General features: G+C 49.8%; 20 protein-coding genes. 16 read left to right on the plus strand and 4 right to left on the minus strand.

Features of this window, described 5'->3' with window-relative positions; genetic code table 11:
* Positions 1–360: 360 nt before the first annotated feature.
* From xseA to fusA, 6 genes are read left to right on the plus strand one after another with little or no spacing between them, the layout of a single operon-like run.
* Positions 361–1719, plus strand: a complete 1359-nt coding sequence (xseA, locus tag HRM2_RS12760; protein WP_015904423.1) for an exodeoxyribonuclease VII large subunit — start codon at positions 361–363, stop codon at positions 1717–1719.
* Entirely contained in the window at positions 1697–1924 is a 228-nt protein-coding gene (xseB, locus tag HRM2_RS12765; protein WP_015904424.1) for an exodeoxyribonuclease VII small subunit, read from the plus strand. Before xseA ends, xseB begins: the two co-directional genes overlap by 23 nt.
* Positions 1917–2831: a polyprenyl synthetase family protein gene (locus HRM2_RS12770; RefSeq protein ID WP_041273252.1), complete on the plus strand. Its 915-nt coding sequence runs from the start codon at positions 1917–1919 to the stop codon at positions 2829–2831. Before xseB ends, HRM2_RS12770 begins: the two co-directional genes overlap by 8 nt.
* Before the next feature lie 20 nt (positions 2832–2851).
* Entirely contained in the window at positions 2852–4720 is a 1869-nt protein-coding gene (dxs, locus tag HRM2_RS12775; protein ID WP_015904426.1) for a 1-deoxy-D-xylulose-5-phosphate synthase, read from the plus strand.
* Positions 4717–5493 (plus strand): TlyA family RNA methyltransferase, encoded by a 777-nt coding sequence (locus HRM2_RS12780; protein ID WP_015904427.1) that lies wholly within the window; start codon positions 4717–4719, stop codon positions 5491–5493. The genes dxs and HRM2_RS12780 overlap by 4 nt, the downstream gene beginning before the upstream one ends.
* Before the next feature lie 33 nt (positions 5494–5526).
* On the plus strand, positions 5527–7596 hold the full coding sequence (gene fusA / locus HRM2_RS12785) for an elongation factor G (RefSeq protein ID WP_015904428.1): 2070 nt from the start codon (positions 5527–5529) through the stop codon (positions 7594–7596).
* Positions 7597–7653: 57 nt separating this feature from the next.
* Here fusA and fabG read toward each other — a convergent pair whose 3' ends face one another.
* From fabG to HRM2_RS12800, 3 genes are read right to left on the minus strand one after another with little or no spacing between them, the layout of a single operon-like run.
* On the minus strand, positions 7654–8433 hold the full coding sequence (gene fabG / locus HRM2_RS12790) for a 3-oxoacyl-[acyl-carrier-protein] reductase (protein WP_015904429.1): 780 nt from the start codon (positions 8431–8433) through the stop codon (positions 7654–7656).
* Between the two features lie 29 nt (positions 8434–8462).
* Positions 8463–8996 (minus strand): SRPBCC family protein, encoded by a 534-nt coding sequence (locus tag HRM2_RS12795; RefSeq protein ID WP_015904430.1) that lies wholly within the window; start codon positions 8994–8996, stop codon positions 8463–8465.
* Positions 8993–11272: an efflux RND transporter permease subunit gene (locus HRM2_RS12800; protein WP_232364015.1), complete on the minus strand. Its 2280-nt coding sequence runs from the start codon at positions 11270–11272 to the stop codon at positions 8993–8995. The genes HRM2_RS12795 and HRM2_RS12800 overlap by 4 nt, the downstream gene beginning before the upstream one ends.
* 223 nt (positions 11273–11495) lie before the next feature.
* On the opposite strand from HRM2_RS12800, the gene HRM2_RS12805 reads away from it, so the two are divergent.
* The 3 genes from HRM2_RS12805 to HRM2_RS12815 are packed head-to-tail and all read left to right on the plus strand — an operon-like array spanning position 11496 to position 15324.
* Entirely contained in the window at positions 11496–12803 is a 1308-nt protein-coding gene (locus HRM2_RS12805; protein WP_015904432.1) for an ABC transporter substrate-binding protein, read from the plus strand.
* Entirely contained in the window at positions 12793–14646 is a 1854-nt protein-coding gene (locus tag HRM2_RS25255) for a sensor histidine kinase (RefSeq protein WP_015904433.1), read from the plus strand. The genes HRM2_RS12805 and HRM2_RS25255 overlap by 11 nt, the downstream gene beginning before the upstream one ends.
* Positions 14647–14655: 9 nt before the next feature.
* Positions 14656–15324: a response regulator gene (locus HRM2_RS12815; protein ID WP_015904434.1), complete on the plus strand. Its 669-nt coding sequence runs from the start codon at positions 14656–14658 to the stop codon at positions 15322–15324.
* A 13-nt stretch (positions 15325–15337) separates the two neighbouring features.
* On the opposite strand, the gene HRM2_RS12820 is transcribed toward HRM2_RS12815, so the two are convergent.
* Entirely contained in the window at positions 15338–16225 is an 888-nt protein-coding gene (locus HRM2_RS12820) for a phosphoribosylaminoimidazolesuccinocarboxamide synthase (RefSeq protein ID WP_015904435.1), read from the minus strand.
* A 277-nt stretch (positions 16226–16502) separates the two neighbouring features.
* Between HRM2_RS12820 and tmcD the strand changes: the two genes are divergently transcribed.
* The 7 genes from tmcD to HRM2_RS12855 are packed head-to-tail and all read left to right on the plus strand — an operon-like array spanning position 16503 to position 24669.
* Positions 16503–17768, plus strand: a complete 1266-nt coding sequence (gene tmcD / locus HRM2_RS12825; RefSeq protein ID WP_015904436.1) for an electron transfer complex subunit TmcD — start codon at positions 16503–16505, stop codon at positions 17766–17768.
* Positions 17769–17786: 18 nt separating this feature from the next.
* Positions 17787–18446, plus strand: a complete 660-nt coding sequence (gene tmcC / locus HRM2_RS12830; protein ID WP_015904437.1) for a TmcC family electron transfer complex membrane anchor subunit — start codon at positions 17787–17789, stop codon at positions 18444–18446.
* A 60-nt stretch (positions 18447–18506) separates the two neighbouring features.
* The gene (tmcB, locus tag HRM2_RS12835; protein ID WP_015904438.1) at positions 18507–19841 is read left to right on the plus strand and encodes an electron transfer complex ferredoxin TmcB; all 1335 of its coding nucleotides are present in this window, start codon (positions 18507–18509) and stop codon (positions 19839–19841) included.
* 5 nt (positions 19842–19846) lie between these two features.
* The gene (gene tmcA / locus HRM2_RS28330) at positions 19847–20332 is read left to right on the plus strand and encodes an acidic tetraheme cytochrome c3 TmcA (protein ID WP_015904439.1); all 486 of its coding nucleotides are present in this window, start codon (positions 19847–19849) and stop codon (positions 20330–20332) included.
* Between the two features lie 59 nt (positions 20333–20391).
* On the plus strand, positions 20392–20745 hold the full coding sequence (gene divK, locus HRM2_RS12845) for a DVU0259 family response regulator domain-containing protein (protein ID WP_015904440.1): 354 nt from the start codon (positions 20392–20394) through the stop codon (positions 20743–20745).
* Between the two features lie 47 nt (positions 20746–20792).
* The gene (locus HRM2_RS12850) at positions 20793–23111 is read left to right on the plus strand and encodes a HAMP domain-containing sensor histidine kinase (RefSeq protein ID WP_015904441.1); all 2319 of its coding nucleotides are present in this window, start codon (positions 20793–20795) and stop codon (positions 23109–23111) included.
* Entirely contained in the window at positions 23095–24669 is a 1575-nt protein-coding gene (locus HRM2_RS12855) for a response regulator (protein ID WP_015904442.1), read from the plus strand. The genes HRM2_RS12850 and HRM2_RS12855 overlap by 17 nt, the downstream gene beginning before the upstream one ends.
* Positions 24670–24684 lie beyond the last annotated feature (15 nt).

The following is a 24684-nucleotide window of genomic DNA, read 5'->3' on the forward strand; positions in this document are numbered from 1 at the left end:
CCTCAGACAGTTTGCGTCTCATTGGGTTTGCCTTGCCCGAAATCTGTCCCCAGGAACATAAACCCGGAAATCTTGGGTTTAGAACCAAAAGTTTACATAATATATATTATCGAACAATCAGATCTATCAGCCAGAATTGAATTATTCCCCCTGCCGCCATTTGTTATTGTTATTCTATGGCGCCTGTTCTATAAATAGTGCTTGAATGAAAGCTTACCCCTGCGGTGTTGCTGCAAAATTCTGCCAAATCATTAAGATTGGCCTCACGTACATTAGTACGCTCCGGTTTCAGAATTTTTTGCGCCTTGCACATGGGCAACTTTTCACCCAAACCCGGGGATCAGGAAAAAAATAGAGATAATGGCCCAAGCAAATAATTTTAGACAAATATTCACCGTTTCAAAACTCACAAGGGAAATAAAAACTCTTATTGAGGAACGCTTTACCCTTGTGTGGATTACAGGTGAGATTTCCAATCTCTCCCTGCCGGCTTCTGGCCATGCTTATTTTTCCCTCAAGGATTCCAATGCCGTCATATCAGGTGTCATCTTCCGCAACCAACTTCGCCGCCTTGGATTCAAACCTGAAAACGGGATGAAGATCATCGGCATGGGAAGACTCAGCCTTTACGAACCAAGGGGGTCTTATCAGCTTATCTTTGAGCACATGGAACCTTCCGGCACAGGTGCCCTCCAGGCAGCCTTTGAACAGCTCAAACACAAACTTGCCCTTGAGGGTCTGTTTGATGAGGATCGAAAACAACGGCTTCCCTTTCTGCCTGAACGAATCAGCATTGTCACATCTCCAACCGGTGCTGTTATCCAGGATATTATCAACGTTTCAAAACGCCGCTTCTCCAACATCCCCCTTGAAATCGTTCCGGTCAAGGTCCAGGGTGAAGGTGCTGACCTTGAAATTGCAAAGGCAATTGCCCTGATCAACCAAAGGGCTGTCAGTGATCTTATTATCGTGGCAAGGGGTGGCGGTTCCCTTGAGGATCTTGTTGCCTTTAACTCTGAAACCGTGGCAAGGGCCGTCTTTGAATCTGCCATTCCGATAATCTCAGCCGTGGGTCATGAGACCGATTTTACCATTACAGATTTTGCTGCCGATGTCAGGGCACCCACACCCTCTGCCGCAGCAGAGCTTGCCCTTCCTGAAAAAAGCGCCCTATTCTCCCGGCTCACTGACCTAAGGGCATTCCTTGTGCGGACAATCGTTCAGAGACAGGCCTTGATACGGGAACGCATCATGGAACTTACGGCAAGATTAAAGGATCCCAAGCGGGCTGTGGATGACTTAAGGTTCAAGCTTGAAGATCTTGAATCAAGAATGACAGGACTGATCGAGAAAAGAACAGCCGCCTGCCGGGAACGGCTTGACTGGTTTACCCATGCCCTTTTTGCCAACTCACCAGAACGGCAGGTTAAAAAAGAGCGGGAAAATATCAACACCCGGGTCACCCAGCTTGTGGCAGCAATAACCACGACCCTGGAGGGCCGCCGGGGACGAACAAAGGAATTAACGGCAAGGCTTGAAGCCTTAAGCCCCATGGGGGTTCTTGACCGGGGGTACAGCATTACACGAACCCTGCCGGAAAAGACGGTTCTCATGGATTCAACAGGGATTGAAATAGACAAGACAGTGGAAGTCATCCTTGCACGGGGTAGGCTCTACTGTCAGGTGAAAAAAATAAATGGCAAAGAAAAAAACATTTGAATCGACCATGGCCGAGCTTGAACAGATTGTAAAGGAGCTTGAATCGGGCAACCTCACCCTTGAAAAGGCGGTGGCTCTTTTTGAACAGGGGATGAAATCCTCTGAATTCTGCCTGAAAAAACTTGATGAAACTGAAGCGAAGATAACCCTTCTCATGAAGGATGACAAGGGCAACATCACCGAAGAGCCGTTCAACAATGGATAATTTCGACTTCAAAGCCTACCTGAAAGCCAGGCAAACCCTTGTCAATGAAAGGCTTGGAGCGATCCTTGGGTCCCTTGATCCCCGTCGGGAGCTCACCTGCGCCATGGGCCATTCCCTCATGGCCGGGGGAAAAAGACTCCGGCCCATTCTTTGCCTTGCCGCATGTGAGGCGTGTTCAGCACCTCTGGAGCCGGCTTTGCCTGCTGCCTGTGCCCTTGAAATGATCCATACCTATTCCCTTGTCCACGACGACCTGCCGGCAATGGATAACGACGATCTAAGGCGGGGGATTCCCACCTGCCACAGGGCCTTTGGTGAATCAACGGCCATTCTTGCCGGTGACGGTCTTTTAACCCACGCCTTTCAGATATTGTCCCGGCCCGAAAACCTGTTTAAAGTCTTTCCTGATCCAGGTGTCCGCCTTGAACTTGTGGCGATCATTTCTGATGCCGCAGGAATCAATGGAATGGTCGAAGGCCAGATGCTCGACATGCTCTTGCAGAACGCAGACGAAACCGTCACTTCCCTTGAACTTCTCACACAGATCCATACACTGAAGACTGGTGGAATGATCCGGGCAAGTGTTGTTGCGGGCGCCGTTTCAGCTGGGGCCGACAATGCCATGATTGAAAGTCTTGCCGTTTATGCGGAAAAAATAGGGCTTGCCTTTCAAATTGTGGACGACATCCTGGATGTGGAGGGAGATCCCACGGTCATGGGAAAAACTGCGGGATCCGACGTGGACAACCGCAAGATGACCTTTCCATCGTTCATGGGCCTTGAGGCTTCCAGGAAATATGCCCAAGAGATCATAAACGAGGCAGTTAAGGCACTTGACCTGTTTGACGAGAAAAAGACCCTGCCCCTTAAGGCCATTGCAGCGTACATCCTTCAACGCAAACGTTGAGGATAAGGAGAAACCAAAATTTGAGTTTGCTTAAAACCATAAAGAACGGACAGGATTTAAAACAACTTTCCAAAAAGGAACTGCCGGTTCTGGCCCAGGAAATCCGGGAAAGAATCATTTCAGTTGTTTCTAAAAACGGAGGGCACCTTGCGTCAAGCCTCGGTGCTGTGGAGCTGACCCTTGCCATCCATTATGTTTTTGATATTCCCTTTGATACCCTTGTGTGGGATGTAGGCCACCAGGCTTACACCCACAAACTTTTGACCGGGCGGGAAGAGCGGTTTGACACCCTTAGAAAATATAAGGGGATCACGGGGTTTACCAAGATGAGTGAAAGCCCCTGTGACGGTTTTACAGTGGGCCATTCCAGCACCTCCATATCTGCCGGCCTCGGCATTGCCATGGGCCGTCACCTCCAGGACAAAGGCGGCAAGGTCATTTCCGTCATCGGGGACGGGTCGCTCACTGCAGGCCTTGCCTTTGAAGGACTCAACCAGGCAGGAGATTCCAAGCGGGACCTCCTGGTCATCCTGAACGACAACGACATGTCCATTTCCCCCAATGTGGGCGCCCTGTCATCGTTTCTGAGCCGCACCTTTTCCTCAAAATACCTTCAGAACCTGAAGAAAGATTTTGGCACCTTTTTAAAGTCCGTGCCCGGCATCGGGGATGACATTTATCAAATTGCAAAACGGTCTGAAGATTCATTTAAAACCTTTGTAACGCCGGGCATGCTGTTTGAGGCATTCAACTTTGATTATTTCGGCCCCATCAACGGCCATAATCTCACCCACCTCATCGACATCCTGGAAAACATTAAAAAGCATGACGAACCCGTGCTCCTCCACATTACGACAAAGAAAGGAAAAGGATATCCTCCGGCCGAGAAAAATCCAGTCTACTTCCACGGGGTGGGCTCGTTTAATATCGACACGGGCGGGTGTGTAAAAAAAGGAAGCTCCCTCCCCTCTTATACGGATATCTTCGGCTGCACCCTGGTTGATCTTGCAAAAAAGGACAGTCGCATTGTTGCTGTAACTGCGGCCATGCCCGAAGGCACGGGCCTCAACCGGTTTGCAGCGCTTTTTCCAGATCGCTTTTTTGATGTGGGTATTGCCGAACAGCATGCCGTCACCTTTGCGGCAGGCCTTGCTACCCAGGGGTTAAAACCCGTTGTGGCCGTCTATTCGACCTTTATGCAGCGGGCCTATGACCAGATTCTCCACGATGTCTGCGTGGAGTCCCTGCCCGTTGTCCTTGCCCTTGACCGGGGAGGCATCGTGGGCGAAGACGGCCCGACCCACCACGGCCTGTTCGACTTCAGCTATCTGAGAAACATACCCAACATGACCATCATGGCGCCAAAGGATGAAAACGAACTTGCCCGGATGGTGAAAACCGCCATTGACCACGATGGGCCCATTGCCCTTCGTTATCCCCGGGGCAAAGGTGAAGGGGTAACCATGGACCCTGATTTAAAACCCATTGCCATTGGCAAGGCAGAGGTGCTGAAGGTTGGCAGGGATCTTGCCATCCTTGCCGTCGGCCGCATGGTTGGAGAGGCCCTTAAGGCGGCCCTTGAGCTTGAGGCCCTTGGCACTTCGTGCACGGTTATCAATGCCCGGTTTGTCAAACCCCTGGACAAGACCCTGATCCTTGAAATGATCGAAAAAACCGGGGCCCTGGTAACGGCCGAAGAGCAGGTCCTGGACGGCGGATTTGGCAGTGCTGTTCTGGAACTGATGGCTGACAACGATATGCTCAACTGCAGGGTAAGACGGGTCGGCATCCGGGACACCTTTGTCGAGCACGGTCCCCAGGAGACGTTGAGAAATGTGTACCAGGTGGATGCAGCCGCCATTGTCCGGGCGGCAAGGGAGATCGCTTGACCGCTGAAACGAATCAACCGTTTAAAAAACGCCTTGACCTGCTGCTTGTGGAACAAAACCTTGTCCAGTCAAGGGAACGCGCAAGGGCCGTTATCATGGCCGGACGGGTGCTGGTAAACGAACGTGTGGTTGACAAGGCCGGTACCCCGGTTGCAACAAATGCCGACATTACCCTTCGGGGTGAGGATATCCCCTTTGTGAGCCGGGGAGGGCTTAAGCTTGACCATGCCATCAAAACCCTGGGACTTTCTGTTAACGGTTTTGTCTGCCTTGACATCGGTGCCTCCACCGGTGGATTCACCGACTGCCTGCTCAAGAATGGTGCGGCCTTTGTCCATGCCGTTGATGTGGGATACGGCCAGCTTGCCTGGTCCCTTCGACAGGATAAACGGGTTGCAGTCATTGAAAGGACCAACATCCGTTACATGGATTTTGACAAAATCGGGCGGACCGTTGATCTGATCACCGTGGACACCTCGTTTATATCGTTAAAAATTGTGGTGCCTGCGGCTGAAAGATTCATGCATACGGGAACCCGGATTCTGGCACTGATCAAACCCCAGTTTGAGGCAGGCCGGTCCAGGATTGGTAAAGGAGGGGTTGTCAGGGATCCAAAGATCCGGCAGGAAATCGTGCAAGAGATAAAGGACTTTTTTACCACCCGGGGATATGAAACAGGAGAGGTCATCCCCTCCCCTGTTCCAGGACCAAAGGGAAACCAGGAGTTTATAATATCCTTGCGGTATTTAGATGATATATGTAACAAGATATAATGTTATTTATTAACAACTGGAAAAGGAGCTCTAATGACTGAACAAATCAAAAAAATGAGAAATCTAGCCTTGGCTGGTCATGGAGGTGCGGGTAAAACTTCTTTGGCTGAAGCAATGCTCTTTAAGGCAGGTGCTGTATCCCGACTTGGACGGGTGGAAGAGGGTAACACTGCCATGGATTTTCAGCCTGAAGAAGTGAAAAAACAGCAAAGCGTAAGCTCGGCATTTCACAAATTCTCCTGGAAAAAACATTCCATTACACTCATGGACACCCCGGGTGATCAGAACTTTTTCTCATCTGCCAAGACCTGCATACCCGCGGCCGACAGCGTCATCCTTGTGGTGGACGGCGTTGACGGACCTTCTGCCATGACCGAAGAGGCCGCCGCCTGTGTGGCTGCTGACAAGCTCCCCTGTGTTCTTTTCATCAACAAACTTGATCGGGAGCGATCCAACTTTGAGGAAACAGTGGCAGCCTCAACCGCAGCTTTGAAACTAAAGACCGTCATCACCCACCTTCCCATTGGCGTTGCTGAAGGGTTCAAGGGACTGGTGGATATCATAGCCAACAGGGCCTACGTATACGACGACGCAGGAAAGGTTGAAATCGTCGACGTTCCATCGGAGATGGCCGAGGACGTTGCCCTTGCCAAAGAAACCTTCATCGAAAATGTGGCTGAGTTAGATGACGAGCTTCTTGAACGTTACCTTGAGGGTGAAACCCTCCCCCTGGAAGACCTTAAAGCAGCCTTTACAAAGGGACTCCATGCCGCCGAGTTCGTCCCTGTCATCGGCGGGTCCGCAACAAAGCTTATGGGCATTGATCTTCTGCTTGACTTTGTCAACGACTACATGCCCTCACCCCTGGAGAGAAGCCCATGGGTTGCCATGGATGAAAACGACAATGCAGTTGAAATCGCTCCTGATCCAGACGCCCCGTTCTGCGGGTTTGTCTTTAACACCATTGTCGACCCCTATGCTGGAAGGCTGTCGTTGATCCGGATCATCTCCGGTACCCTTGGCAAGGAGGGCACTTTTCTCAATGTCAACAGGGACACCAAAGAGAGATACACCCAGCTCCTGGAAGTTCTCGGTAAAGAGCAGAAACCCATCCAGGAGGCTTTTCCAGGTGCCATAGTGGCTGTTGCCAAACTCAAGGAAACCAAGACCGGCGACACCCTTACCATGGACCAACAGCTCAAAATCACCCCCCCTGCCCCCATGCCTCCGGTAATTTCCTTTGCCGTCTCGTCAAAGGAAAAGGGAGACGAGGATAAGATCCACGGTGCTTTAAGAAAGATCATGGAGGAAGACACGGCCCTTCAGCTTAAGCGGGAAGCTGAAACCAACGAAACAATTCTTTCAGGCCGGGGCCTTGTTCACATTGAAACCACCATTGAAAAAATCAAACGCAAATTCAACGTTGACATGGTCATCTCAACGCCCAAGGTTCCCTACCGGGAGACCTTCAAGAAAAAGATAAGGGTCCAGGGACGCCACAAGAAGCAGTCCGGTGGTCACGGCCAGTTCGGCGACTGCTGGATCGTTCTTGAGCCCCTTCCCAAGGGCTCAGGATTTGAATTTGTGGACAAAATCGTTGGCGGTTCCATTCCCAAGACCTATATTCCAGCCGTTGAAAAGGGCGTTATTGAAGCCTCCCAAAAGGGAATCCTTGCAGGGTTTCCCTGTGTGGATTTCAGGGTCACCGTGGATGACGGATCCTACCATTCCGTGGATTCATCTGAAATGGCCTTTAAGGTAGCGGGATCCGTGGCCTTTAAAAAGGCAGCCGAAGGGGCAAAACCCACCCTTTTAGAACCCATCATGAAAATTTCCATCCTGGTTCCTGAGGAGTATACCGGAGATATCATGGGCGATCTCAACTCGAGACGCGGCCGGGTGCTCGGCATGGATACAGAGGGTGAAAAACAGGTGATCAATGCCAACGTTCCCATGGCAGAAATTTTAAGATATGCCCCGGATCTGCGCTCCATGACCGGCGGAAGGGGATCGTTCCAAATGGATTTTGACCACTATGATGAGGTGCCGAGTGACCTTTCCGCCAAGGTGGTGGAAAAAATCCTTGCAGAGCGTCAAGAGTAGATGACCTAACCCACAGGTCTGCCGGAGCTGAGCCTTCAGTTCCGGCAGGCCCCCATGTCAGATGATCCCTCCGTTTACCCCAAGCACCTGCCCTGTAATGTAAGAGGCCTCCCCAGAACAGAAGAATACCACGGCAGCAGCCACCTCCCCGGGACGCCCCGTTCTTTTCATCGGAATGGCCTTGATTGTCTCGTCAAGGGCCAGTTTCCGGGTCATGTCCGTTTCAATAAAGCCGGGGGAAACGGCATTCACGGTTATGTTCCGTGAGGCCACCTCCCTTGCCAGGGCCTTTGTGGCTCCGATGAGTCCGGCCTTGGATGCGGCATAGTTGACCTGACCTGCCTGGCCCATCTGACCTGCAGCAGATGTAATGTTGACGATCCGGCCGAACCGTTTACGGATCATGGCTTTGACGGCAGGGCGTGTGACATTGTAAAAGCCCGTGAGGTTGGTATCTATAACACGCTGCCAGGCCTCTGGCTTCATGCGCACCATCAGCATGTCGTCTGTGATACCTGCGTTATTTACCAGGACGTCCAGATGGTTGTGGCGCTCTATAATCGCTGCCACACTGGCTTCGGCCTGGACCGGGTCGGTAACATCAAAACAGATCAGTTCGCCCCGTCCCCCGGCCGTTTCAATGGCGGCAAGGGTTTCCAGGGCACCCTCCCTGTTTCTGACATGGTTGATATAAACGTATCTGCCGGTTGCAGCAAGCTCCAGGGCAATGCTTTGACCAATGCCCCGGCTTGAGCCGGTTACAAGGGCTATTTGATTTGCCGGATCTTCGGGTAACGCCTGTATCTCATTTTCTGCCGGGTTCTTCTGCTGGTTCATGTATTTAATGTCCTTTTCTGAATGTCTGTTTAAAACCGGCCCAGGCCCACTGCCCCGGGCAGTGCAACTTCAATGGATTTTTCAGAAATCCATTGTTTAAAGCCGTTGATCGAGTGTTCCACTATCTGGTCATGGTTTTTTATGAAAACCGTCCTGGCAATCGAAGCGCCCATCTTCATCCACAATCTTGCGGGCGAAACATTCCAGGTAAAATGAATGGTCGACCCTTTTTCAGACGGCAGCAACTGGCAAAACCCCTCTCCATTGAGATCGCCTGTCACCGTAAAAGATACAAACGAATACTCAATGAAATCATTTACAATTATTTCAAATTTAAGGGAATAGGGAAGATGACCCCTTATGCTCAATTCAATGGTCTGCCCCCTTTGAAGAAAGGCAATCGGGGCAGAAGGCTGAATTTTCTCAAGCCCATGGAACCAGTCTGGCCATTGGTCCAGATGGGTCAGCCCGGTCCATACCAGGCAGGCAGGTGCGCAAATGATCCAACAGTTGTTGAAACAATACAAATTTTTTCTATTAAAATAATCATTAAAACAGATCATCCGTTCAACTGACGCCTCCGATAACGTTCAAGGGGGTTAAACAGGACAATGACGGCCGGCATGAATACAATGTCGGCAACCAGAGCACTGATGGATGCAAGACAAATCAGCACCCCAAGGGAAAAAACATGGGTAAAAGATGAAAAAAGCAGTCCCGATGCAGAAAGAAAAAGAACGGCTGTTGTGGAAACAAGGGCACGGGCCGTCTTATCATAGGCACGTTTAAGGCATACAGCCACATTCGTTCCAGAATCCGATCCCAGGATTTCGGTTTTCACCTGTGTCAGGTAATGGATGGAGTCATCCACGGACAGGCCAAACGATATAACTGCGGCAAAGATCGTCAGGGGGTCAAGGGCAATATGCAGCCATCCCATGGTACCAAAGATTGTGGCCAGAGGAAAAATGTTGGGGATCAGGCTCAACCCGCCAAGAATCGGAGATCCAAGCTGGATCATCATTAAAAGGGTAATCACAGTAAGTGCCGGAACAAGGGAAAAGAGCTGGGAGGAAACAAGTTGCGTGGTCTGGGATTTGAGTCGAATCAGCTGTCCCTGGAGTTCAACCTGCCCTGTTGTTGAAAATTGTTCATCGGCCTGGGCTTTAACCTGGCCGAGAATCGTCTCGATCTGATCCGATGACTGGTTTTGAATATGGACCACCAGCCTGAGTTTTTTTAAACCCGGATCAAAATAGGTTCGAACCAGATCCTTTGCCCGGCTTTGGGCCGCCATCTGCTGGAAAACAAATTCCGGCATCACACCCGCTGGGGATAATTTAAGGGCCAGATGAAAAACAAGGGTCGTCAACGATTCAACGTTTTCAACGCCTGGAATGGTCTTTATCTTTCGTTCAAATTCAAACATATCGTACCAGACTTTTCTTGATTTAAAAGGATCGTCAAAGGGTTCCAGGACAATTGAAAACGAGTACCCTGTGGATAACCTTTGGCCAATAAACTCAAGGTCACGGGATTCCGAGGTATTTTTTATCAACGAATGGGTCAAATGCTTGATTGTCTCTATTTTTCCAATGCCGGCAATCATGGCAACGAGAAAGACCATGCCACCCACAAGGCACAACACAGGTCGTTTAAATCCCACAACGGCATATTGTGTGATCACCCGGTCCAGAAGGTCGTGGGTTGTTTTATTTTCTATCCAATTCCCGGGATCGTTGCTGCCAGGGTCAAAAAGACGGGGCACCCAAAAGCAAACGATCACGATGGTCAGAACGAACGCCACCACCACGCCCAGGGAGATGATAACACCTGCCTGGCGAACCATTTCAACCGGACTGAGCGTCAGGCTCAAGAAACCGGCCGATGTGGTCAATGCACACATGAAACACGGGACCAAAGTCTTTTCCAGCGTCTGGATCATTGCAAGGTCCGGCCGACGGGTTTTTCCGGATTGGAAATATGCTGAGACAACATGAAATACTGTGGTTGTCGAAACCACAAGGATGAATCCGAAACCAAGGCCAGTGGCAAGGTTAATCGGTATACCCAGGGCACCCATGGTGCCAAGGGTCCACACCATGGCACAGAGGCTTGACATCAGGACCATGAGGGCAGCCCCCAGAGTCTTGAAAAGATAAAAGGCAATGAGAACGCCAAATACCAGGCCCAGGCAACCAAACACGAGGGCGCTTACAAGGTTGTACCGCTCAAAGGCCGCCCTGAGCACCGGGATGCCGGCCCCATAGCAACGGGATTGTTCAGGAAACGCGGTTAAAATAATCTGTTTCATCTGTTTTACGCGACGTTCCAGATGAAAACCGTTCAGGATTTCATTGTCAACCTTGATGACAAATGCGAGGGTTTTCATATCCGTTGAGATCAGACGGCTGAGTCCTGGAACGATTTTAATCGCCTGGAAAAAGGCCTGTTCACTCGATGTTCTGGGGGGCAGAACTGCCCTGAAAAGATCGGACGATCGAATGGTTTCAAGGTCAATGACCTTTAATACACCATCCATTGCCGCAAGTTGTCCATGGATATAATTGATTCTTGCCGTCAGCCCTGGATCGGACACCCCAAGGGTGTTCTCCACGGCCAGCAGGATATAATCGTCCGTTCCAAACGAGTCAATGAACGCCCTGTAGGATCTGTCTTCGGCCAAATGTGCCGCATCGTCCGTCCCATGGAACGACACCCCCGAAGAATCCATCTTTAACTTTGCCATGGGCACCACCATCACCAGTGTAAAAGCAAGCAGAAGTCCCATGAGAAGACGACGGTTGGCGATTAAACCTGTGGCATTCAGAACAGACATGGTTTTATTGGGTGTATGGGTTGCATAGGGTGGCAAACCTTTACCACATACCAGAAGGGAGTGCAATATCTGACTGCCGGAGCGTTGACCGCGGAACGACACTGTGCTATGGCACAATCAGACGGACCCGGGATTTTGGTGAGCCGACGAAAGCCATAAAGATGTCCGGGACGCTGAACCGCTTTCCAGGTACTGAAGATCGTGGTTTGAAAAGGAGTTGTCAATGAAGATGTGGTTACAGACCATGTTGACGGTTATTCTTGCTCTGGCCCTGTTTTTTGCTGTTGACCATTTTTCAGACAATGGTCACAAAAAAACCGGAGGGCAGATTATTCTTGCCCATGACAAGGGCATTATGCCGATGTTTCAAACAATCTTTGCCCGCCAGGGACAAGCTGCAAAAAAGGCCGTTGGAACAGGGTTCGTCCCGGTACCTTCCCAGACAACCGACCTCTTTGTCAGCCGTATGATGGCATCCCTTCCCACACAGGAGGCCCCGGAACTCTTCACCTGGTGGTCAACAGCCAGGGTAAGGGCACTTGTGGATAAAGGGCTGGTGGATGATCTGACCTATCTGTGGGACAAGTACGACAAAAGCTATGACAGGGCAATTCGAGATGCCTACACCTTTAATGGCCGGGTCTATGGATTTCCCTATTCCATCGAATACTGGGCCATATGGTACAACAAAGAGATATTTACACGATTGAACCTTCAGGAACCCCGATCCTGGGCTGAATTCATGGCCGTCTGTGCAACACTCAAGGCCCATGGCATCCCTCCCCTGCTATCTTCCCTCCAGGACCAGTGGTACGCCTTTGTCTGGTTCATGCAGGTGGTCATTGGCCAAGATCCCGATTTCTACGTTGACCTGTGCAGGGGCGATGCAAGCTATCTCGACACCCGGGCAAAAAAAGCCATGGCCGTGTGGGGAGACATGATCGAAAAGGGTTATTTTACCGATCCCGGCGTCAACATGTTCACCAATGGCGGCCACCTTTGGAACAAAGAAAAATTTGCCATGATCCTTTGCGGTTCCTGGTACTATTCAACGGTTCTTCTGCCCCAGGGGGTAAACGAAGAAACCATTGGCGTGTTCATTCTTCCTCCCCACAATCAAGGGGCCGGCAAAAACATTGCCATGGAAACAGGCCCTATTTTTACAGCTGTCCATGCACCCGGGAATCAAGAGGCCCTAAAAATTGCCGACTGGTGGATGGGGCCGGAAGGAAACCCCTATTTTTCCAGCCTGCTTAAATCCTATTCCCCCAACCGACAGACGGACCCAGGGTATCTGCCCCGGGCAAAGAAAACCCTGCTGTCCCGAATCTATGATGAACATTACAGAATACTCAACAGATACTGGGAAGCCTCCCCCACACCCGTTTGTGAATTTGCAGTTAAAAAACTTGGAGAGTTTATTCTCAAGCCCGGCGACGCTGACCGGGTTCTGTCTGAAATTGACAGAATGTCCCATGACTATTTTGCCAAAAACCCACACCAGCACCAGGTGCCTTACCATGAAGATTAAAACCCGTTTTTTCATTGTAATCTTCATTGTTGTCCTGGGTCTTTTCAGCATCGAGGGACTGGCCTGCCTTATTATCTATAAAATTGAAACCCTGAGGCAGGCAGATACCATCTGCAAGACTACCCTCCATAAATTAAAAGAACTCCAGCTGTTAAGCGCTGAACTACTGTCTACAAACGACCTTGACACCACCTTTACTAAATGGCGACATGCCCATAGTGATCTGTTTATTGCAATTGAGGCCCTGAATGGCTCTGACAACGTGCACAAGATTCTTGCAACACAAAACAAAAAAAGCGTCCTTGACTCATTGTATGCTTTCTGGATGGCTACGCGTCAGAAATTAAACGAGGTGGCAGAGAACCTTGAACCCCTTATAAATGAAAAAGATCACTCAAAGGACGGGTTGATTCTCCAATACCTGGAAGAAAAGTCCTATGTCAACCTGACAAACAGAAACAATGTTTATGCATTGATCAGGTATTTAAGGTCTGAATTTGAGGTAAAACTCACCCGTTTGACCGTGATGGTATACCAGGAGATAAAAAATCGGGACTTTCACCTTATTCTTCAAATTGCCGTTCTTGGGGGAATTATTGCCATTTGTGTTTCCCTGATCCTGGTATCCTTTCTGCGACAACTTCAAGCCTATCTCAAGCAGCTCCACCACTCCATGGAGATCATCGGGCGAGGTGACCTGTCAGAGAAGCTCGAGGTTTCCGGAAACGATGAGTTAAGCCAGATATCCGGGGCCATCAACCTGACCACGGACAACCTGAAACGGTTACATACTGTATTGGAACAAAGGGTGAACGAGCTTTCCCTGGCCAAGGAGGAGGCTGAAAAGGCCAGTCGAGCCAAAAACGTATTTCTTGCCAACATGAGCCATGAGTTCAGAACCCCGTTAAACGCCATCATTGGATTTTCAAGCCATATCGCCCAAAGCGCGGCCCTGGATCCCGAAGAACGTAAACACCTTTCCATCATCAGCAACAGCGGGAATCATCTTCTGACCCTCATCAACAGCGTTCTGGCCATGTCCAAGATAGAGGCAGGTAAAACCGAGGTGAACGAACGAACGACAAACCTCCAGGATCTGCTTGCAGATATTCATGCCATGTTTAGCCTGAAAGCTGCGGAAAAAGCCCTTTCCTTTGACCTGATCTGTCATCCGGACCTTCCTGCCATCGTGCAGGTGGATGATGTAAAACTCTGGCAGATTCTTATCAACCTTATCAACAATGCCATTAAATTCACCGCCAGAGGCGGGGTAAAGGTGATCGTAGAAAAGAATGACACACCAGAGATCTTGTTTAAAATCAGAGATACCGGTCCCGGAATGGCCAAGGATGAACAGGCAATGATCTTTGATCCCTTTGTGCAACTGGCAACGGACCAGGGAATCAATGAGGGAACAGGTCTTGGATTGGCAATCTGTCGAAGTTATATTCACCTCATGGGCGGAGAAGTCAAGGTTGATAGTGTCAGGGGCAAGGGCAGCACCTTTTTCTTTTCTATTCCACTAAAAACACTTGCAGAAGGGGGGCTTTTTTCTGGAGAAAAACAATTTATCCCCGTGGTGGATGACTTGCCTCCAGGGTCGGTTCAAGAAGGACAAACCCAGGAAAATATAAGCCCGGAACTGTTTGAAAAAATCCCCCCACATCTCCTTGACGGCCTTGAACAGGCTGTGGTCAAGGCAGAAATGGATAAAATCAGCTTGATTATTGGACAGGTAGGAAGATATAACAAACCACTGGCCCATCGATTTGAAAAACTTGCCGATATCTTTGGTTACAACCAGATTGGTGCTCTTTTAAAGTACCGCCACATGGGGAGTTGAGACATTACCATGAAAAACACCCGACCCGACATCATAATTGTTGATGATAATCCCCATAATCTGCGGGTATTGTCCACCATTCTGAAAAAAGAGGGGTATGAAATTCGTCCGGCCACGGGGGGTCAGACAGCCCTTGCCGCCATTGATGCTAAGCCGCCGGAACTCATCCTTCTGGATATTATGATGCCGGCCATGAACGGTTATGAGGTGTGTGAATGCCTCAAAAAGAATGAAGGGACCCGGAATATCCCTGTGATTTTCATTACTGCCCTGGATGATGTCAAAGACAAGATCAAAGCCTTTGCCATGGGTTGCACTGATTATATTTCCAAGCCCTTTCAAGAAGAGGAGATCCTGGCAAGGGTCAAAACCCAGATTCACATGGGCCGCCTTCAGCAGGACCTTAGGGTTAAAAATGAACGGCTTAAAGCGGAGACCCAGGAAAAAGATGCCCTGATCCTTGAACTCCAGGCCATGATCGATAATGTAAAGGTTTTAAGCGGGCTTTTACCCATCTGTGCCAACTGCAAAAAGATCAGAAGTGACGAAGGATATTGGGAACAAATCGAAAGCTATATTCAGGCCCACACGGAGGCTGTTTTCTCCCATGGAATTTGTCCAGACTGCATGAAGGCCCTTTACGGTGACCAGCGATGGTACAAAGAAAAAATGGGTTAAAAAGCCCCCTGCCCTATTTCTGTCCCGTGATCAACTCCAGGACCTCCTGGTATTTGGCTACGGTTCCGGCTATGACATCCTGGGGAATCTCTGGTCCAGGTGCTTTCATATCCCAGCCCGACGAAACCAGCCAGTCCCTGACAAACTGCTTGTCATAGCTCTTTTGCGCGCCACCCGGTGCATAGGTATCCATGGGCCAGAACCGGGAAGAATCCGGGGTCATCACCTCGTCAATGAGGATGACCTCATCGTCAACAAGGCCAAATTCAAACTTGGTGTCGGCAATAATAATCCCTTTTTTAAGGGCCGTTTGAGCACCCTTTAAATAGATTTGAATGCTCAGGTCCCTGAGTTTTTCAGCCCGTTCCCGGCCAATGAGATCAACGGTTTTTGCAAAATCAATGTTAATGTCATGATCCCCGACCTCGGCCTTGGTTGAAGGGGTATAAAGGGGTTCAGGCAGACGGTCGGATTCGACAAGACCCTTGGGAAGGGTAATGCCGCAAAGGGTACCGTTATTTTGATAGGATTTCCACCCAGATCCAGAGATATATCCCCGGACAATGCACTCCACCGGCAGGGGTTCTGCCTTTTTAACAAGCATGGTCCGGCCAGACAGCACCTTTGCATAGGGCTGGCACACGTCTGGAAAATCAGCCACATCCGTTGAAATAAGATGGTTGCCCACAAGCGGCGCCATCTGTTTGAACCAGAATTCGGAAATTTTTGTCAACACCTTTCCCTTGCCTGGAATGCCGTTGGGAAGGACAACGTCAAAGGCTGAAAGCCTGTCCGTTGTTACCATCAAAAATGCCTCACCCGTGTCATAAATATCCCTGACCTTGCCCTTTCTGACAAGGTTCATATCTGGAAATTGTGTCTCAAGAACCGCTTTATCCATGAAAGACCTCCTGATTGTTTAAAAGGTACCCCAATACAACGCCATTAAAGTGGGGCGATTTTTTCCGTAATTATCATAACCGGACCGAATTTTCCATAGTCAATGTGAGGATACGACGCAACCCTGACCCGAAACCCAATAAAAATAATCTTGCAATAAAAATTTCATATGATAATTGACATTCAATGATTGAAATAGATATGGTTGCAAGATATGGTTGATAATTAAATAGAATATAATATAAATTTTAATTTTTTAAACAGGTACTGGAAAAATTATGGATAGAGAAAACTGGGACTGGGAGATAGGGAAACGCGAAATTGCAAACCTTGCCCCGTGGCAGGAGCGTTTCTCCTATCAGGAAGAACCCTGTGCAAGTCCAGACGGGGAAATTGTTGCCGCCATCATTAGAAATGATGACGAAGAGTTTACCGCTGCGACTCAAACTTCAGCCGGTGAGATAACCACCTGGGAAAATGCCTACGAAAAGGTGTGGCATCTCAGATTTGGACCGGATGGAAGGCTTTCTGCCCTTGTCTCGGACACAGCTGAATGGACGGTCGCAACCGACGACACTCCCTGGGAAAACACCTATGACTTTGCCTGGGACATGGCCTTCACCCCAAGCGGAAGCCATGTTGCCGTTTCCACCCAGAAGGACCTTCAATACGCCGTTTCCGTCAATGACACGCCCTGGGCGAAGGAATTCTCACGGCTCACGGCCATGACCCTGAGCCCCGACGGGCTGCACTCGGCTGCGGTTGTTGAAACCGAACTGCTGCTTGAAACTGAAATTTTCAAGTTCAGAAAAGGATGCTACTCGGTAGCGGTTGACGGTAACGCGTGGAAACAGTCGTACATGAACGTATGGGAGCCTTGTTTTTCAAACGACGGTAACCATGTTGCTGCATCGATCCGGACAACCTACCAGGACTACACCATTGTCGTTGACGGAAAGCCATGGGATAAAAAGTACAGCTCTGTGTGGGCACCTATCTTCTCTCCCGACACAAATGAGGTTGTGGCTCCGGTAAAAGAGGCGGGACGATGGTCGCTTGCAAGCCAGGACGGCCTGGTCTGGGATACCTCGTTTTATCAGCTCTGGCACCCGGCCTATGCAGGTGGAGAAAACCGCCTGGCAGCCATTGTTTCACCCGAGTATGGCCTCTGGACCGTGGCCTTGGACGGCACAGCCTGGGACGCAACGTTTAACGAGCTTGTCACCGATCTTGCAACCTCCCTGAACGGACAACGGGCTGGATGTGTCTTTAAGCATGACGGCAGATGGGGCATTGCCGTGGACGGAAAACCATGGCAGGGACGGTTTGACATGGCCTGGAAACCGGTCTTCAGCCCCGATGCAGCCCATGTGGCTGCAAAGGTTGAAACCCAGGGCAAATATATCCTTGTCATTGATGGGAAACCCCTTGACAGACATTTTACAAGGCTTGAAATGCCTGTTTTCAGCCAGGACGGCCAGCGCATCCTTGTCAAGGGCGTTGAAAATAATATCTTTTACCGGGAAATTGTTGACCTGGGTTAATCTTAAGGAGACGTTGATATGCATGACATTTACTCCCTAGTTACAGGCCCCCTGGCATGGCTCTCCTTTGCCCTGTTTCTGGGCGGCAGTATTTTCAGATTCACGAGCCTATACCGGCTTGCCCAAAAAAAGGACAGTGCTGTTTTTGAGTACATGAGTCTCAGGTATGCCCTGCGATCCATTGCCCATTGGCTCACCCCCTTTGCCACCCGGAACATGCGTCTTAATCCGGCCATGACCGTTGTCACCTTTGCCTTTCACATCTGTCTCTTTATCGCACCCCTTTTTCTGTTTGCCCATGTCATTCTCATCCAGGAGAGTTTTGGCTTTCATTTTCCAACCCTGCCCAATGCTGTAGCCGACATTTTATCAATTATAGTCGTTCTCTCCTGTCTTTTCTTTGCCGGAAGACGGATGTTCCTGCCTGAAGTCAAATACCTTACTACCTGGGTGGACATTGCCATCCTTGTGGCGGTTGCAGCACCTTTTTTCACAGGCTTCTGGGTCTATCACCAATGGGCAGGCTTTCAAACCATGACCCTGGTCCATATCTTCTCAGGAGAACTCATGATTGCCATCATTCCCTTTACCAAGCTGTTTCATATGTTCCTGTTCCCCTTTATACGGGGATATATCGGCTCAGAGTTCGGCAACGTCAGAATGGCTAAGGACTGGTAAATGCGCCCCAACAACAGCTTGTAATAACAGTTAATAACATTATTTACATAAGGGTTTTCCATGAGTGATTCAAAACCAATCACAGAGAACGAGATCGACGACAAGGGTATCATGGCGGGAGTGGAAAAGCTCTCACCTGAAAAAATAGAACGGGTCATAAACGAGGTGATTACCGCTGAAACCGGCGCTAAACTCAAGGTCTACGTGGATACCTGTGTCCACTGCGGACTTTGCAGCGAAGGCTGTCACTATTTTATCTCAAGGGACCGGGACCCCAAATTTTCTCCTGCTGGCAAGGTTAAACAGACCCTGTGGGAAATCATGCGCAAACGAGGACGGGTTTCCCCCGAATTCATAAAAAATGCGGCCGTGGTAGCCTACACCCAGTGCAACCTGTGCAAGCGCTGCGCCATGTACTGCCCATTTGGCATTGACATTGCCTATGTCATGTCGGTCATGCGGCGGATCTGCCACAAACTGGGCGTGGTTCCCCTGTATATCCAGGACACGGCCCACAGCCATTCAGTCACGGCCAACCAGATGTGGGTAAAGGATGACGAGTGGATCGATACCCTCATGTGGCAGGAGGAAGAGGCAAGGGACGAGGTGTCCAACCTGAGAATTCCCCTGGACGTTGAAGGCAGCGACACTTTTTACTCAGTCATTGGACCTGAGCCCAAGTACAGGGCCCAACTCATATACCAGGCCGCCATGATCATGGAGGCCGCAGGAGAAAGTTGGACCATGCCGTCCTCTCCTGGCTGGGACAACTCGGACATGTGCATGTACACCGGGGACTATGAAATGATGGAACGGCTTAAAAAGGTCCATTTTGAGGCAGCCATACGCCTCAAGGCCAAACGAATCGTCATGGGAGAATGTGGCCATGCCTTTCGATCGGTCTACGACATGGGCAACCGGGCCCTTGGCTGGAAAATGCCCCCCATTCCCATCATCCACGCCATTGAATATTACCATGAAATTTTTTCCAAAGAAAAAATCAAGATCAAGAAAAAATTTGACCGACCCGTCACCCTCCACGACCCGTGCAATATTGTCAGGGGTCGGGGGCTTCACCACATGGCAAGGGAAGTGGTCAACGCCACCTGCAAGACCTTTATTGAAATGACACCCAACTGTGAGCACAACTACTGCTGCGGCGCCGGTGGCGGGGTAATCAACTGTGGCCCTCCATTTAAAAACGAAAGGGTAGAAAGCAGCAAGGCAAAAGCAGAACAGCTCTTTGCCGCCAAAGCAAAGGGTGCCGAAGTGGTCATTGCCCCCTGTCACAACTGCCATGGCGGTCTTGAAGACATCATCCACCACTATGGGATTGACATGGAACTCAAATTTCTCGGCGACATTATCTATGAAATCATGGAAATACCCGAATAACCGGCATGGCCGGAGCATGCGAACTGCTCTGGCCGCAACAAAATCTGAAACTGCACCCACGATACCCGGGGTATGTTTCGCATAAAAAGGGGGATGTTCTGTTGACTGATACGTTAAAAAAATATATTTTTAGACTACTGGCATATGCCTTGATTCTTGCACCGCTAACAGTTACAGGGGATGACTGTATGAACATTGATGAGGCGGTCTTTGCCAAACACACCAGACCCTTTGTCTGCTTTGTCCATGACGAACACAATGAAAACGCAGGCATTGATGAGTGTGATGTCTGTCACCATGTGTATGAGGATGGAAAGCTGATGCCGGGTGAAACCAGTGAAGACATGGCCTGCTCAGAATGCCACGGGGCAAAGGATGACCCCAGGCAATTCAAACTCATCGCAACTTATCACAACAGGTGCCGTAGCTGCCATCTTGAGAGAAAAGAGGGCCCAATCACCTGTGGTGGATGCCACGAACAATCCAAGTAAAACGGCCGACAAGGAACGCCTGATTCCTTTATAGACACAAAAAAAGATAGGAAAATAAAATGACAAAAAAAATACTTGTCGTGGATGATGATCCCGTCATCGTCAAATACCTTATAAATATTTTCAACGACAACGGCTATGAGACCTGTTCGGCCAATGACGGTGCAGAGGCTTTTGAGGTGCTTCAGCAGGAGAACCCCGATCTGATCACACTGGACCTTGAAATGCCCAAGGAGTGGGGGCCCAAATTTTTCAGGAGACTGTCCAAACATGAAGCATACAAGGATATTCCCGTTATTGTGATTTCAGGTCTTGCAAGCCGCCATCTAAGCATTGACAAGGCCATCACCTGGCTTGCCAAGCCCTTTGACCCGGAAAAACTCATTGGCATCGTCAAGAATACCATCGGATAAATTCGGCCCGGTCAAAAGATCAGTTCTGCCTTTAGCCACAAGAGAAAATGAAACGGACGCCTGATATGCTTTTGAACAAGATCCGCCATAGCCTCGTGTTCAAGCTCATCATGATCATGGCTTTCATCTGTTTTGTGGCAATCTCGGTATGGGCCTACTTCAGCATCAACTACCAGCGCAACAAGGCGGTCGGTGACACCTTGGGTGTTGCCGATCGAATCAGTAAAACCATTCGCCTCGGCACCCACTACTCCATGATGCTCAACGCCCGGGATGATATTCACCAGATCATCCAGAACACCGCAACCCAGCGGGAAATCGAAAATGTCAGGATCTACAACAAACGGGGGGTTATCAAGTTTTCCAACATTGAGTCCGAGGTTGATACAAAATCCCTTCCCGAATCAGAGGCATGTATCATCTGCCACCGTGGGGACCCGCCCCTTGTCAAACTGACCCTCAACGAAAGAAAACGAATCTTTTCAGCCGATTCAGGCCACCGGGTCCTGGGGATCATCACACCCATCTACAACGAACCTGGATGTAGTGAACAATGCCATTTCCACGATGCAAAGGCCAAAGTTCTGGGCTCCATGGAGCTTGTGATCTCCCTCCAGGAGACCGATGCGGAAATCGTCAAGTATGAACAAAGCATTGTCTTTTTGGCCCTTGCCATCTTTGTTGCCCCCTCTTTTTTCATCTTTCTCTTTGTTTACAAGTTTGTTATCGGCCCCATCCGTCAGCTCACCGAAGAGACAAAACACATCACCTGCGCCACTAAAATCACCCGCATCGATTCCCATCGGGAATCGGAAATCGGTCAGCTTGCAACTGCGTTCAACACCATGCGTCAACGGATAAACCACCACCAGAAGGAGCTGACCAAACAAAAAAACGAGTACCAGAACCTGTTTGAAAGGGTACCCTGTCTGATCACGGTCCAGGACAAAAATTTTAAACTCATCAACTTTAACAAAGAGTTCTACAACAAATACAACCCCAAAATCGGTGACTTCTGCTATGCCACCTACAAGGGCAGAACCACCCGGTGCAGCAACTGCCCCGTGGAAAAGACCTTCAAGGACGGAAAATCCCATTACTCTGAAGAGGAGGGAATCGGTAAAAACGGTACCATGGAGCATTGGATCGTGAGAACAAGCCCGGTCAAGAATGCGGCGGGTGAAATCGTTGCGGCCATGGAGATTAACCTTGATATCACCCACCGAAAGGAACTTGAACAACGGGCTGAACTTTCAGAAAAAAAATACCATGCCATTTTCAACAACATTCCCAACCCGGTGTTCGTCCTTGACAATGACTCCCTTACCATCCTTGACTGTAACGAGAGCGTCGCTGAGGTGTATGGATATGGGATGGCCGATATCGTGGGAAAGCCTTTCAGCTACCTGTTTGATCCGTCCCAGCCCACCCAGGAAATTGATGATATTGTGCGCAACACGTCGATCATCAATTCGGTGAAACATCGCAGGTCCAACAACCGGCCCATGTTTGTGGACATCTGGATTTCACCGTCGGAATATCCGGGTCAGAAGGTTCTGCTGGTCACCACCTCGGACATCACACAAAGACTTGAAACAGAGACCCAGTTTCTCCAGGCGGCAAAACTTGCCACCCTGGGGGAGATGGCAACCGGGGTGGCCCATGAACTCAACCAGCCACTTTCGGTGATTAAAACCGCCTCAAGCTTCTGCATTGAAAAAATCAGAAAAAACCAGGAGATAAATCCGGAGATCCTCACCACCCTGCTTCAAAAAATTGATGCCAACGTGAATCGTGCATCCAAAATCATCAATCACATGCGCGACTTTGCTCGAAAATCTGACATTAAACTCATCCCTGTGGATATTGTCGACATCCTGGAGCGGGCCTATGAAATCTTCAGCCAGCAGCTCAAGGTCAGGGGGATCACGGTCGACTGGGATATAACCCCTCCCCTTGCCCCTGTGATGACAGATCCCGGCCGACTTGAGCAGGTGTTCATCAATCTGCTGATCAATGCAAGGGATGCCATTGAAGCCAAGGCGGAAATCTGTCATAATGACGCTGGACTTAAGAAAAAAATCACCATCCGGGGCTATCTCCTGGATGAAAAGGTCCATGTGGAGGTCGAGGACACAGGCACCGGTGTACCGGCGGATGTTGCAGAAAAAATATTTCAGCCTTTTTTCACCACCAAGGAGGTGGGAAAGGGAACGGGCCTTGGCCTTTCCATCAGCTATGGCATCATCAAGGAGAGTTCAGGTCTGATATCCATCAAAGAAACCTCGGAAAAGGGAGCTGTATTCCAGGTCATTCTTCCGGCATACCGGTCAAAGGAGCAGGACAACCATGAAGAACGATCCTGAAATTAAAGAGATTCTCCTTGTGGACGATGAGGAGGACATTCGGGAGGTGCTGGCCATTACCCTCCAGGATCTGGGTTATCGGGTAACCCTTGCGGAAAACGGCCAAAAGGCCATGGAACTTTTTAAGAACCATGGATTTCCCATTGTGCTCACAGACATCAAAATGCCGGTCATGGACGGAATACAGCTGCTGAAAAAAATCAAGGCCATTGCACCTGAAACCGAAATTATCATGATTACCGGTCATGGGGATATGGACCTTGCCATTGAGAGCTTCAGAAACCAGGCCGTGGAGTTCATCACTAAACCCGTTGATGTGAAAAGCCTGGAGGTTGCCATTGACAGGGCAAAACAAAAGATCGTCTTAAAAAAACAGCTCTTTGACTACACCCACAACCTTGAGCGCATGGTTCAGCAAAAAAGTGAGGCTCTCAAGGCGGTTCACAGGGAATCAACCGGAGATCTTGCCACCATTATGGAAACACTGCCCATGGTGGTCTTCTGTGTGGACCGGGAACTTAAAATCACTTCATCCAATGCCTCGTTCAAGGAGCTTTTCGGTAAAGGGCCTTTCAACGACAACGCCCATGATTTCTGTCACAAGATATGCACGGGTTCTTCCGTTCCCTGTGAGGGCTGCCCGGCCCTTGAAAGTTTTATATCAGGAAAACCCGCCCAGGCGGAAGTCACCTACAAGACCAACAAACAGGCTGAGGTTTCGTTTCTGGCCTGGGCATCCCCTGTTGAGCAAAATCCCCCTCCCGGGAAGGCCCCCCTGCCCGACACCACGGATCTGCCCATCAACGAAGTTATGATCATGGCAACGGATATCAGCCGGGTGGTGGACATTGAAGATCATTTAAAATCGCTAGGCCTCATGATCGGCTCTGTCTCCCACGGCATAAAAGGGCTTCTCACCGGACTTGACGGCGGGCTCTACCTTTTGGATTCGGCCCTCAAAAAAGAAAACCAGCACCTGGCCCAGGAGGGTCTGGAAACCATGAAGCTCATGACGTCAAAGATCAGAAAACTGATCCTTGACATTCTCTTTTACACAAAAAAAAGAGAGCTTACAAAAGAGCTGCTTACCGCAGGCAGGTTTGGAGGGGAGATCATCCAGACAGTCAAACAGCGGATGGACAATGCCGGCATCGAATTTGAGCAGACCCTGCCTGTCCCGGAAATTGAGTTCATGGCCGACTCCACCCCCCTCCAGGCGGCCCTGGTCAACATTTTGGACAACGCCATTGACGCCTGCCTGGCAAAACAGGCAGCCGACAAGATGAATCCGCCCCTTCACCAGCGGATCAGTCTTGCGATCACCCGGAACAATGACAGGATTGAATTCACCATTACAGACACGGGCATCGGCATGACAGATATGGAAATCAAAAAAGCATTTACCCTGTTTCACTCGGGCAAAGAGAAAAAGGGAACCGGACTGGGCCTGTTTATTGCCGACAAAGTCGTCTCCCAGCACGGGGGAACCATTCAGGTGGAATCAACCCCCAATCAAGGCACCACATTCACCATCAGCCTGCCCCTTGAAATAAATTGATGGGTAGAAAACAAA

Source organism: Desulforapulum autotrophicum HRM2 (genome assembly GCF_000020365.1).
Classification (GTDB): Bacteria; Desulfobacterota; Desulfobacteria; order Desulfobacterales; family Desulfobacteraceae; genus Desulforapulum; species Desulforapulum autotrophicum.